Here is a 12,704-nt window from a genome sequence, read left to right on the forward strand (position 1 = left end):
GGACGCGCACGTTTCCGCTGTAAACGGCCAAGGGCGGTGGCCGTCTCTCGGTCTCGCTAGTGTCGTCCTCTGACGGAACGCGTCCGCGTTTGTCACCGCTCACACTCCTGGTCTCGACGCTTCGTCAGACGAATCGACATCCAGTTCGCGTCGATTCGATTTAATGCACACACATACACACACACACACACACACACACATATATATATATATATATATATATATATATATATATATTATAAATCTTTCTATTTATTGTAGCTATAGGCTAGAAAGGCGGCTCTAGAACCGTTCTTTCGCCGAATTTACAGCGGAAACCCGCACTGGTCGCGTCTGTTTAAATAGACACGACACACAACTATCCTCGACGCTTCGTCGCTCCGTCAGTTACAGCGGAAACACGCACTCGCACTCTCGGAGCGAAGAAAGAGAATGGGGGAAATCTGATAGGTCCGGACGGTTACGATCTCGATCGAGTTCTCGTCGTCCTCGCGAGCGACTCGACGACAGGTCTCCGTCGCGTGGAGAGGTGACAGTCGTCGCCGTCGCTCGTTCGATCGACCTCCTTCGTCCGACTTACAGCGGAAACCCGCACTCGCACTCTCGCACCGCTGGGTCACTCGTCACGCTTACAGCGGAAACACGCGCTCGCAGTCTCACCTTCGACCGCTCACTCGACCAGTCGTTCGAGCGCGGTCTCGACGGCGTCGATGACCGCTTCGGGTGACTGCGTGGCGTCGACGCGGACGAACCGCTCTGATTCGGCGTCGATCAGGCGCTCGTAGTTCGCCCGGACCTCTGCGAGATAGCTCGCCTGTTCGAACTTGTTGGTCGCGCCGCTCCGTGCGGCGGCGGTCTCGGGGTCGACGTCGAGGTAGATCGTCGCGTCCGGCGGCCGTGAGAACGCCGCGTGGATACCGCGGATGTACTCCAGCGGACGGGCGAGCTCCGAGTCGGACAGACTCGCCGCCTGGTAGGCGAACCGCGAGTCCGAGTATCGGTCGGAGACGACGAGTTCGTCGTCGGCGAGCGCCGGACGGATCACTCGCGAGAGGTGGTCGGCGTGGTCGGCCGTGAAGAGAAACAGCGTCGCCAGCGGGTCGGCCTCGTCGTCTTCGATGGCGCGGTTGACCGCCTCCCCGTACCACGACTCCGTCGGTTCGTGTGTGAACACTGCGTCGGGGTAGCTGTCGTGGAGCGCCTCCCAGACGGTCGACTTCCCGCTGCCGTCGAGGCCTTCGAGCGTAACGAGCATACGAGGAGAACCCGGGTGACGTGGCTTAAACCTTGATAGCTACTCGTCTCCCGTCTCGCGGCCCGTACTAGCCGAAACCGGCAGACACCGCCGCATCGCGCGGTAGCTTTACGTTCGTTCCGTGAGATATCTCAGCTATGAAAGTTCTGGTCATCGGCGGCAGCGGTTTCATCGGGACGAACCTGAGCCGAGAGCTCCTCGAGCGCGGCCACGAGGTGACGGTTCTCTCGCGCAGTCCGGACGACGAGGAACTCCCCGACGGCGTGGAAACCGCGACCGGTGACGTCACCGACTACGACAGTATGGAGGGCGCCTTCGAGGGACAGGACGCCGTCTTCTTCCTCGTGGCGCTCTCGCCCCTGTTCAAGCCGAAAGGTGGCGACGAGAAGCATCTGGAGATCCACCTCGGCGGGACGGAGAACGCGGTCAAGGCGGCCGAAGAACACGGCGTCGAGCGGTTCGTCCAGATGAGTGCGCTCGGTGCCGATCCGGACGGACCGACGGCGTACATCCGCGCGAAGGGACGTGCCGAGGAGATCGTCCGAGCCTCCGACCTCGCGTGGACCATCTTCCGTCCCTCCGTCGTCTTCGGCGAGGGCGGCGAGTTCGTCCCGTTCACCAAGAAGCTCGCCCCGCCGTACGTCACGCCGCTGCCCGGCGGCGGCAAGACGGGGTTCCAGCCCATCTGGGTCGGCGACCTCGTGCCGATGCTGGCGGACGCGCTCAACGACGACGCACACGTCGGAAAGAGCTACGAGATCGGCGGTCCCGAGAAACTGACGCTCGCCGAGGTGGCGAAGCTGGCACACGGTGCCGAAGGACGGTCGGTGACCGTCGTCCCCGTCCCGATGGGTCTCGCCGGCGTCGGCCTCTCGATCGGCGGGAAGATTCCGGGGTTCCCGATGGGCTCCGACCAGTACCGTTCGCTGAAGTTCGACAACACGACGAGCCACAACGACGTCGGCGCGTTCGACCGCGCGGAAGCCGACCTGAAAACGCTCTCCTCGTATCTCAACGCCTGAGCAGAGGACTCGTCGCCGCCTCGATCATCCTCGTTAGAACGCTTCTCGACGCCGATTTTCGCCGTCTCGGCGGATATCCGACCTCCGCCGGATACCCCCCTCCTAACCCGACGGTTACCACCGACGCTAACTCATATGAAACCTAGAATTTCCCGATCTGCTGGTATCCGATTGACGAACTTCTGATGATACGCAAATCCGCCGTAGTCTTGCGATTCTACTCTCGATAGGAAAGCAGATCGTACCTTCTGCCATCACAAAATTTATCTTCCCCTTCCACTTGGGATTCACGCAATGACGAGGGGAATACAACTATGAAGCTGGCGATGATCGGATTCGGGCAGGCCGGCGGGAAGATCGTCGACAAGTTCGTCGAGTACGACAAGCGCCACGGCGCCGGAATCGTCAAGGCGGCCGTCGCAGTCAACACCGCGAAAGCCGACCTGATGGGGCTCACCCACATCCCGGAGGAGAAGCGGGTGCTCATCGGGCAGTCGCGGGTGAAGGGCCACGGCGTCGGTGCCGACAACGAGCTCGGTGCCGAGATCGCAGAGGAGGACGTCGACGAGGTTCAGGGCGCGATCGACTCGGTACCCGTCCACGAGGTCGACGCGTTCCTCGTGGTCTCCGGGCTCGGTGGCGGCACCGGTTCCGGCGGCGCACCCGTCCTGGCGAAGCATCTCAAGCGCATCTACACCGAACCCGTCTACGGACTGGGCGTGTTGCCGGGTAGCGACGAGGGTGGCATCTACACGCTCAACGCCGCGCGGTCGTTCCAGACGTTCGTCCGCGAGGTGGACAACCTGCTCGTCTTCGACAACGACGCCTGGCGCAAGACCGGCGAGTCGGTGCAGGGCGGCTACGACGAGATCAACGAAGAGATCGTCAAGCGGTTCGGCATTCTCTTCGGTGCAGGCGAGGTGACTGGCGGCGAGGTCGCAGAGAGCGTCGTCGACTCCAGCGAGATCATCAACACGCTCGCCGGCGGCGGCGTCTCGACCGTCGGCTACGCCCGCGAAGAGGTCGAGGAGGTGCAGAACTCCGGCGGACTGCTCTCGCGACTCACCGGGGGCAAGAACGAGGACGACGGCCTCGACACGGCGCGGACGACCAACCGTATCACGAGCCTCGTCCGCAAGGCGGCGCTGGGCCGTCTCACGCTCCCCTGCGAGATCGAGGGAACCGAACGCGCGCTGCTCGTGATGGCGGGGCCGCCGGCGTACCTCAACCGGAAAGGAATAGAGCGCGGCCGGAAGTGGCTCGAGGAGCAGACCGGGAGCATGGAGGTCCGCGGCGGCGACTACCCCGTCACCGGCAGCGGCTTCGTCGCGAGCGTCATCCTCCTGTCGGGCGTGACGAACGTCCCGCGCATCAAAGAGCTCCAGCAGGTCGCCATCGAAGCACAGGAGAACATCGACGAGATCAACCAAGAGAGCGAGACGAACCTCGACAACTTAGTTCACGATGACGAAGACGAACTCGAGTCGCTGTTTTAGCCTCCTGGTCGCCTGCCTCGTCCTCCTGACGATGGTGGCGGCGCCAGCAGCCGCCGTCTCCGTCGCCGAGAGCGACGTCCCCGACGAGGCCGAGGCCGGCAGCCAGGTGAGCGCGACGGTGACGCTGGACGAACTGTACAAGAACCCCCAACTGGAGTCGTGGACGCTCCAGGGTGAGACCGAACTCACCGACGTCACGTGGACGGTGACGAGCTACGACCAGACCGGCTCGAAGCTCGACCAGCAGTCCGCCGACGGACAGAACGCCTCCGTCGACGTCGCCGCCGCCGACGACGTCAGCGAGGTGCGGGTGAAAGTGACCGGAACGGTCCCCGAAGTCGAGAACTACAGCTACGACCCCGCCCAGCAGTTCCTGTTCGTGTCGCTGACGCAGGCCCGCGACGGCGGGTCGAGCACCGAGATCGACTCGTGGCAGACCCACCACTACACCGAGGAGAGCGACGCCGCACGCGAGGCGCTCGACTCGGCGTCGACGGCGGTCGACGGGGCGAACAGCCAGCAGGCCGAGAAGACACTCGCGAACGCGATCAGCGCCTACGACAACGCGAACGGCGCAGAGGGGTTCGACCTCGCGACCGAACTCGCCAACGAGGCACAGTCGCAGGCCGAGTCGGCCGAGCAGTCCGACCAGACGATGCAGCTCGCGCTCTACGCGGTGGGCGGGTTGCTCGCGGTCGGTCTCCTCGTCGGCGGAGTGGTGTGGTACCGCTCCCAGCAGGACTCCTACGACAAACTCGGCTGAGCACGGTCGACCGCGATACCAACTCCTTATTTTCCACACTACGTAGCGCCGGTATGCGCGTCGTCGTCCCCTTCGCGACCGAGCAGCCGAAGACCCGGCTCTCGGACGTGCTCTCTCTCGACGAACGCCGAACGTTCGCCCGAGCGATGCTCTCGGACGTGCTCACGGCGGTCCGAGCCGCCGGCCACGATCCGCTCGTGGTGGCGACGGCCCCGCTCGACGACCCGGCGACTGGCGACGAATCGGCGAGTGGTCTCGCCGACGCGAGCGACGCGACGTCGCTCGTCGAGACCGAGACGTCGGTCCGCGTCGACGACAGCCCCCTCTCGGCGGCGGTCAACGCGACTCTCGCGGCCGCCGTCGACCCCGTCGCCGTCGTGATGAGCGACCTCCCGCTGGCGACGCCCGAGTCGATCAGGCGGTTGACGACCGCAGGCGACGACGGTGAGGGCGTCGCCGTCGCACCCGGCCGCGGCGGCGGGACGAACGCGCTGGTGGTTCGGCATCCCGACTTCCGCGTCGACTACCACGGTATCTCGTTCCGCGACCATCTCCGGGCGGCCGAGGCGGTCGGCGCGCCGGTCGACGTCGTCGACTCGTTCCGACTGTCGACCGACGTCGACGAACCCGACGACCTCGTCGAGGTGTTGCTTCACGGCGACGGCGTCGCTCGCGACTGGCTCGTCGACGCCGGGTTCGACCTCGACGTGACAGACGGGCGCGTCGGCGTCCGACGCGAGTAACCGGCCTACGTCTCGTCGACCTGCACGAGCTCTTCCGTCGCCATGTTGAACCCGGCGTCCGGGTCGGCGAAGTTCGAGAGGTCCTCGAGCGCCGCGTCGTTGGCCTCGGACTGTAGACCTTCTTTCATGGCATCGACGCTCTCGAAGTACAGTTCGGCGACGGCGTCGTACTCGCTGCGGTCTGGACTCAGCGCGAACGCGACGGTGTACTTCTGCAGGTTCGGGATCTCCTCCGCGATGGGGACGTGTTCGTCGAGGTAGTACTGCTTGAACTCCTCGAAACTGGTGCCCTCCTTCCGGGCGAGCGTGATGACGAGTTTGATCATGACTCGGTCCCGCTTCGGGTGCCGACGCCATAACCGTACCGCGGGGTGGTGTCGTCGACGGTCGAGCCGCTCGTGGTGAGTGTCGGACCGACCGCTCGAAGGGAGGGCTTTTCTCGCTCCGGCGTGGAGCGACTGCTATGTTCCCGGCGGCCGACGAGTACGGCATCGAGATCGAGATCGACGAGTCGGACGTCGAGCGCCTGCTGTCGGTCAGGCCGGCCGACGTCGAGGCGGCCCCGTCGCTCACCTTCTCGCGGAACGTCTTCCTCCCGCTGACGACGGCGTGCCGCTACACGTGTACGTACTGTACGTACTACGACGTCCCCGGACAGGCGTCGCTCATGTCGCCCGAGCAGGTCCGCGAGCAGCTGCGACTGGGCGCGGACGCCGGCTGTACGGAGGCGCTGTTCACGTTCGGCGACAAGCCCGACGACCGCTACACCGAGATTCACGACCAACTCGACGACTGGGGTTACGACTCTATCGTCGACTACCTCGCTGCGATGTGCGAACTGGCGCTCGAGGAGGGGCTGCTCCCCCACAGCAACCCCGGCGACCTCACCGAACCCGAGTTCGAGCGACTCCGCGAGGTGAACGCCAGCATGGGCGTGATGCTGGAGACGACGGCCGACGTCGACGCCCACGCGGGAAACCGTCGGAAGACGCCCGGCCAGCGACTCAACACGATCAGCGCGGCCGGTCGCACGCGCGTCCCGTTCACGACGGGCATCCTCGTCGGCATCGGCGAGGACTGGCGCGACCGCGCCGAAAGCCTGCTCGCCGTCCGCGACCTCCACGAGCGGTACGGTCACGTTCAGGAGCTCATCGTCCAGAACGTCGTCCCGAACGAGCGCTCCGACTACGAGGGGCCGTCGCTGGAGACGATGCGCCGCGTCGTCGCGATGGCGCGCGTCTGCCTGCCGGAGGAGATCTCGGTGCAGGTGCCGCCCAACCTCGCGCCCGCCCGAGAGCTCTTGGACTGCGGCATCGACGACCTCGGCGGCGTCTCGCCGGTGACGGACGACTACATCAACCCCGACTACGAGTGGCCCGCGCTGCGGGAACTCCACGACGTCGCCGACGAGGGCGGCGTCCCGCTCGGCGAACGACTCCCCGTCTACGAACGGTTCCTGCCGGAGTCGCCGAACGGCGGGGGCGACTGGGTCGCAGAGCGGGTTCGCACGGCCCTCGCTGCCGACGACGACGCGGGTCGTCGCTACCGCTCGCTGGTCGATAAGTGGTAACACGTCACAGGTACCGGCGACAGCTGCCGATACGACGCACGGACGTCGGTCGCGATCCAGTTCGCTAACCCGTCGACGGGTCGACCGTCTCCGTCGCGACCGGCGTGCAGTCCTGTCGTCACAGACACCGGCCCCCGCTGCTCCCGTCCCGGAGCACAGGCAGAAGTGGCGTCGACGGGGACGTACATGGTCGTCCGTGGGAAACGTGCTCGCCAACCATGAGCACTGACAACGCATCTCGAACAGAGCGAGACGGGAGCGGGCGATGAACGCGGTCGAGCGGTGGAAACGGGAGAAGCACCCGCTGGACGTCGTCGACGACGTCTACGCGTACGCCGAGGAGGGGTTGACGTTCGACGAGATTGAGGAACGGGCGGGCGACGGGGAGTGGGAACGACTGAAGTGGGCCGGGATGTACGCCCACGGTACCCACCGGGGCTACTTCATGCTGCGGACGAAGGTTCCCGGCGGTCGACTCACGCCCGAACAGGCACGGGTCGTCGGCGAGGTGGCCGAGGAGTACGCGACCGCCCCCGAGGAGTACGGCGGCGAGACGCAGAACCCCGTCTGGGGGGACGCCTTCCTCGACATCACCACCCGACAGGACGTCCAGATGCACTGGATCCGGATCGAGGACGTCCCCGCCATCTGGGAGCGCTACGACGAGGTGGGTCTCACGACGATCCAGGGCTGCGGTGACTCCGCGCGCAACGTCCTCGGCTGTCCGGCCGCCGGTCTCACCGACCACGAGTGTTTCGACGCCCAGCCGGTCGTCGACGCCGTCTCGGAGTTCTTCACCGGCAACCGCGAGTACGCGAACCTCCCGCGGAAGTTCAAACTCACCGTCACCGGCTGCCGTGAGGACTGCGCGCAGTCGCAGATCAACGACGTCGGTCTCGTCCCCGCACGGAGACGACTCGACGACGGCTGGTACTACGGCTTCCACGTCCGGGTCGGCGGCGGTCTCTCGGACGGGCCGCGGATGGCCTCCGACCTCGACGTGTTCGTCCGCCCCGAGGACGCCGTCGAGTTCTGCCGCGCGGTCGCCCAGACGTTCGCGGAACTCGGCGACCGGCACAACCGCGGCGTCTGCCGGATGCGCTATCTCGTCCAGCAGATGGGTCCCGAGGCGTTCGAGCGGGCGGTCAGAGACCGCTGCAGCGTCGACCTCGACACGCGCGGCGAGGATCTGACCACCGGCTACACCGGCGACCACGTCGGCGTCCACGAGCAGAAACAGGACGGTCTCCGGTACGTCGGCTTCAACGTCGTCGCCGGGCGCATCGGCGGTGCCGAGTTCGTCGAGGCCGCCCGGGCCGCAGAGCGGTACGGGACCGAGGACGCGACGGTCAGACTCGCCACGGACCAGAACTTCCTCGTCAGCCACGTCCCCGAGGAGCACGTCGACGACCTGCTCGCCGAACCGTTCGCCGCGGACTACCAGCCGAACCCGGGGCCGTTCTCGCGCGGTGCCGTCGGCTGTACGGGCAGCGAGTTCTGCAACTACGGCATCATCGAGACCAAGCGACGCGTCCGCCGGTGGGCGCGAGAACTCGACGAGCGTCTCGACACGCTCGACGACCTCGACGTCGTGCGGATGCACATGAGCGGCTGTTCGGCCTCCTGCGCCCAGCCGCAGATCGCCGACGTCGGCTTCCGCGGGGAGACGGTCAAGGTCGACGGCGACGCCGCGAGTACGAACGACGAAGGCGACACCATCGTCGAGGGGATGGACGTCGGCCTCGGCGGCAGCCTCGGCAGCGACAACGCGTTCGTCGACTGGATCGAGACGGCGGTCCCGGCCGACGCCGTGATTCCGGCACTGGAGGCGTTGCTCGCGGTCTACTCCGAGGAACGAACCGACGGCGAACGGTTCTACGAGTGGTGCCGCCGCGTCGACGACGGTCGTCTGCGCGACCTGCTTCGCAGCGTCGAAGCGGACGTCTCGGGAGGTGTACCGGCCGATGACTGACCCCGAGCGGTCGGCTTCCGACGACGCTCCGTCGAACGCACCGGCCGGCGACGCTCCCCTGAACGCGCCGGCCGACGCCGCCCCCGAACTCGTCGAGTCGGGGCGAACGGACCCGCTTCCACACGTTCCGGAGGTCCACGACGACGGCGACCACACCGCCGTGCCGGCGGTCGACCACGTCCCACCCCGGCAACCCGACGACCACGGCGGGAAGCCGATCCGGTTCCGTCGCCGACGGACCGGCGACGTCGACGACGCGGCCCACGGCAGCACACCGAGTGACGTCGCCCCCGACGGCGGCGCACAGCCGGTGAACGTCGACGCCGAGGGGAGCCTCGGCGACGTCGAGTTCACCGCGCCCGCGACGGGGACCGGTCGGAACGTCGCCGACGGCGATTCCGCGGAGCGCGTCGGCGTCCCGGACGGCGTCGACCTCGACACGCCCGACTCCAGCATCCGCCGGGAGATGAACGACATCGAGACGCCCGACGAGAAGACCTGGTTCATGGAACTCGACGCGGCGGTGATCGACACCGACCGCTGCATCCAGTGTGGAACCTGCGTCGCCGCCTGCCCCTCCGACTCCATCGGCATCGGCGACGACGGCCTCCCGGAGCTCGTGAAGATGTGCACCGGCTGTTCGCTCTGTTGGGACTTCTGCCCGCGGGGCGGGCTCCGTTACGAGCGTCAGTGGAAGATCACCGGCGGCGAGGACAACGTGACGGGCGCGGGCGACCCCATCACCGAGTTCTCGGCGAAGATCGACGACGACTGGGCCGAAGGAGCGCAGGACGGCGGCGTGGTCACCAGCGTGCTCAGCCACCTTCTGGAGGCGGGTGAGATCGACGGCGCGCTCGTCGCCACCGAGTCCGACGAGGAACCGTGGAAGGCCGAGAGTTTCCTCGCGACGACCCACGAGGAACTCGTCGCCAACGCGGGGAGCATCTACAACCAGACGATGGCGCTCGGCAACCTCGATCCCCGTCGCTGGGAGGGGAAACTCGACGTCCCGTGGGAGGAGGCGAGCCTCGCGCTCGTCGGCACGCCGTGTGAGATCGAAGGCATCCGCGCGCTGCAGGACTTCCAGTGGGAGTACGGCAGCCAGGAGGCTGGCGTGCGCGCCATCGACTACACCATCGCGCTGATGTGCACCAAGAACTTCAACTACTACCGACTCGTCGGCGAGCAACTGGAAGAGAAGCGCGGCCTCCCGCCCGCGGAGATCGGCAAACTCGACGTGCTGCACGGGAAACTGATGGCGTACGACCACGACGGCGACCAGATCCTGGAAGAGGACGTCGAGAACTTCCACGACGCGGCGCTCAAAGGTTGTAGCGAGTGTGCGGATTTCAGCGGCTACTGTGCGGATCTGGCGGTCGGGTCCGTCGGGAGCGCCGACGACTACTCGAGCGTCGTCGTCCGCACCGAACAGGGGTTGAAGGCGTGGCAGCTCACCGAGCCGGACCTCGACTACCACGACCTCGAAGACCGTAGCGCCATCGGCGGGCTGCAGTCGTGGGACAAGAAGCAGGCGTTCGAGTCGCTGGAACGACCGTTCGACCCGGACGCGCCCCGGTTCATCGAGTACACCGAACACGCCGAACAGTACGGGACGCCGACGAATCCACACGAGTCAGGCCACTGAGAGGGACTAACAGATGGAATCAGGCGGTCGATCAGTCCACTCTTCGAGAGTTATCAGAGCTGGCATGATAAATTGAGATGATAGTTCTCGTGTCAGAATTTCAGTAGAACCCGACCTCCCCCTTCGAAGGGGAGATCGAGGTTGCGAACCGACCTACGACCTCTGGATAGGCAGTCCTGCCTGCGCCAGAGATGGCATTCCGGCTCGTTCGCCCATGGCTGCCATGGGCAGGTGAAACAATGTCTCATACACATTTAAAAGTATGTGACATCGTCCAGAAAAGCCATAAAATAGAGAAAATCATCCAAAAAAATCGTCCGAGAGATTATGGAGGTCCGTTTGCAGGATTCACCAGCTGTTCTCCAGATTAACGTCTCCATTCACATATTGAATCCGCTTCGGCATCGCCTTCGTATAATCTCTCTGAAAATATAGTAGTAAATTGTTTGATAGACGACGTACGTGCTCTCTTCAGCACACAGATTTCGGCAAGTAGAACACCTGTGACGTTGACGAGTACGAATACTTCCGTCGATCACTCCGAGGCGAGCAGTCGGGCGTTCGTCTTCTCCGCGTGATACGAACCACAGCGGGATACGGCGTCGGTGCTCAAGCCGGGCAACATTCGCCGCGCTGACCGCACGCAGACCTGTCCGTGGCCCAATTGTTTATCCGGCTGCCGTCGCAACCGGACCGTCGTTCATGTCGTTAGACATCGCAGTGGTGGCCACACTCCTTCTTCAGTTACAGATCGACCGACTGCTTCCGGAGACACAACAGCTCGTCACCGACTACGTCGTTCCGGCGGTCCTGTTCGTCGTCGCGTTCGTCGTCGTCTGGCTGCTCGGAAGAGCCCTTCTCGTCCCGCTCATCAAACGGGTGCTGGACGAACAGGGCCACGACCCGAGCGTGAAGAGCCTCGCAGAGAGCCTCACCGGCGTCGTGAACGTGATTCTGGCGTTCGCGGTGGCGTTCACCGTCGCCGGCTTCGGCAGCGTCATCGCGGCGTTCGGCGTCTTCGCCGGTGCGATCGCGCTGGCGGTCGGCTTCGCCGCACAGGACATCCTCGGTAACTTCGTCGCGGGCATCTTCATCCTGAAGGACAGACCGTTCGAGGTCGGCGACTGGATCGAGGTCAACGACATCACGGGTCGCGTCGTGGACATCGACCTGCGCGTCTCACGCCTCCGCACGTTCGACAACGAGCTCATCACCGTCCCGAACGGCGAACTCGCGAACAACGCGCTGAAGAACCCCGTCGCCTACGACAAGCTGCGCCAGAAGTTCGTCTTCGGCATCGGCTACGACGACGACATCGACCACGCGAAGGAGGTCATCCTCGACGAGGCGGCGAAGAACCCCGACATCCTCGACGAGCCGGGCACCTCGATCCGCGTCACCGAACTCGCCGACTCCTACGTCGGCCTGCAGACGCGCTTTTGGATCGACGAACCGAACCGCTCGGACTTCGTGAAGACGCGCTCGGAACTCGTCCAGGCGGTCAAGGAGCGCTGTGACGCCGAGGCGATCGACATGCCCTACCCGCACACCCAACTCACGGGCGGCATCGAGGTCGAGGGACTGCAGTCGGAGACCGCGACGGCGACGTCGGACGACTGACGCTCGCCGCCGTTTCGGACTCCTGTTTTTCGCACTCAGATCTCGACGTAGTCGGGGACGCGCTTCCTGACGAGCGTGTAGCCCGCGCCGACAACGAGGCCGACGACCGTGAGCGTCCGGACCGACCCCTCGAACAGGAGGAGCCCGGGCATCGAGAGCACGCCGGTCAACAGCAGATCCTCGGGTGCGCCGTCGTAGCGGACCCACCGTTTCGGCGCGAGCCACCGGTCCCCGAAGTGGAGGTAGACCGCCTGCTCGGAGGGGTCGGCCCACGGCCGCGGTTCGGGGCCGGCACCGAACCAGTCGACGACGGAGTGGACCGCCGCCGAGAGCGCGAAGAGCGCGAGAGCCACCGTCACCGCGGAGGTGCTCGCCGCGGCGACGACTGCGGCAGGCAGCGCCAGAAACCAGTAGTAGATCGGGAAGTGCAGCGTCCGGCGGTGTTCGCCGACGAACAGGTCGAGATCAGGGAAGACGCCGCCGGCGATGCCCGCCAACGCACCGGCCACGGCGAACTCCGGCGCGACGGCGAGGACGACTCCCGTCGCCGTGTGGGTCGGACTCATCATCGCCCGTCACTCGGTGACGGACGCGTTTGGCTCTGTTGGAGACGGCGAA

At 65.5% G+C, this 12,704-nt stretch carries 11 protein-coding genes; 8 read left to right on the top strand and 3 right to left on the bottom strand.

All coding sequences use genetic code 11. The features are described 5' to 3' along the window. Positions 1 to 670: 670 nt before the first annotated feature. Positions 671 to 1,255, bottom strand: coding sequence for a dTMP kinase (tmk, locus tag EOHIBHHM_RS11700; RefSeq protein WP_497250749.1), 585 nt, complete (start codon positions 1,253 to 1,255; stop codon positions 671 to 673). 137 nt (positions 1,256 to 1,392) lie between these two features. Between tmk and EOHIBHHM_RS11705 the strand changes: the two genes are divergently transcribed. The 4 genes from EOHIBHHM_RS11705 (at position 1,393) to cofC (ending at position 5,279) form a co-directional block, all read left to right on the top strand. Next, positions 1,393 to 2,277 (top strand): complex I NDUFA9 subunit family protein, encoded by an 885-nt coding sequence (locus EOHIBHHM_RS11705; protein ID WP_497250751.1) that lies wholly within the window; start codon positions 1,393 to 1,395, stop codon positions 2,275 to 2,277. A 314-nt stretch (positions 2,278 to 2,591) separates the two neighbouring features. After that, a complete protein-coding gene (locus tag EOHIBHHM_RS11710; RefSeq protein WP_497250753.1) occupies positions 2,592 to 3,773 on the top strand; it encodes a tubulin/FtsZ family protein in 1,182 nt (393 codons plus the stop codon). Continuing rightward, on the top strand, positions 3,742 to 4,536 hold the full coding sequence (locus tag EOHIBHHM_RS11715; protein WP_497250755.1) for a hypothetical protein: 795 nt from the start codon (positions 3,742 to 3,744) through the stop codon (positions 4,534 to 4,536). The genes EOHIBHHM_RS11710 and EOHIBHHM_RS11715 overlap by 32 nt, the downstream gene beginning before the upstream one ends. 53 nt (positions 4,537 to 4,589) lie before the next feature. Next, positions 4,590 to 5,279 (top strand): 2-phospho-L-lactate guanylyltransferase, encoded by a 690-nt coding sequence (cofC, locus tag EOHIBHHM_RS11720; protein WP_497250757.1) that lies wholly within the window; start codon positions 4,590 to 4,592, stop codon positions 5,277 to 5,279. Positions 5,280 to 5,284: 5 nt separating this feature from the next. Here cofC and EOHIBHHM_RS11725 read toward each other — a convergent pair whose 3' ends face one another. After that, complete coding sequence (locus EOHIBHHM_RS11725) at positions 5,285 to 5,605, bottom strand: EthD family reductase (protein ID WP_497250759.1); 321 nt, start codon at positions 5,603 to 5,605, stop codon at positions 5,285 to 5,287. A 137-nt stretch (positions 5,606 to 5,742) separates the two neighbouring features. Between EOHIBHHM_RS11725 and cofG the strand changes: the two genes are divergently transcribed. The 4 genes from cofG to EOHIBHHM_RS11745 all read left to right on the top strand — a co-directional run bounded on the left by cofG (position 5,743) and on the right by EOHIBHHM_RS11745 (position 12,086). Then, complete coding sequence (gene cofG, locus EOHIBHHM_RS11730; protein ID WP_497250761.1) at positions 5,743 to 6,849, top strand: 7,8-didemethyl-8-hydroxy-5-deazariboflavin synthase subunit CofG; 1,107 nt, start codon at positions 5,743 to 5,745, stop codon at positions 6,847 to 6,849. Positions 6,850 to 7,114: 265 nt separating this feature from the next. Further along, positions 7,115 to 8,821 carry a nitrite/sulfite reductase gene (locus EOHIBHHM_RS11735; protein WP_497250763.1) on the top strand — a complete coding sequence of 569 codons (1,707 nt, stop codon included), beginning with the start codon at positions 7,115 to 7,117 and terminating at the stop codon, positions 8,819 to 8,821. After that, complete coding sequence (locus EOHIBHHM_RS11740) at positions 8,814 to 10,466, top strand: Coenzyme F420 hydrogenase/dehydrogenase, beta subunit C-terminal domain (RefSeq protein WP_497250765.1); 1,653 nt, start codon at positions 8,814 to 8,816, stop codon at positions 10,464 to 10,466. The genes EOHIBHHM_RS11735 and EOHIBHHM_RS11740 overlap by 8 nt, the downstream gene beginning before the upstream one ends. 702 nt (positions 10,467 to 11,168) lie before the next feature. Beyond that, entirely contained in the window at positions 11,169 to 12,086 is a 918-nt protein-coding gene (locus tag EOHIBHHM_RS11745) for a mechanosensitive ion channel family protein (RefSeq protein ID WP_497250767.1), read from the top strand. A 35-nt stretch (positions 12,087 to 12,121) separates the two neighbouring features. Here EOHIBHHM_RS11745 and EOHIBHHM_RS11750 read toward each other — a convergent pair whose 3' ends face one another. Then, entirely contained in the window at positions 12,122 to 12,655 is a 534-nt protein-coding gene (locus EOHIBHHM_RS11750; RefSeq protein WP_497250769.1) for a metal-dependent hydrolase, read from the bottom strand. Between the last annotated feature and the right edge of the window lie 49 nt (positions 12,656 to 12,704).

Source organism: Halogranum roseipondis, from assembly GCF_059695585.1.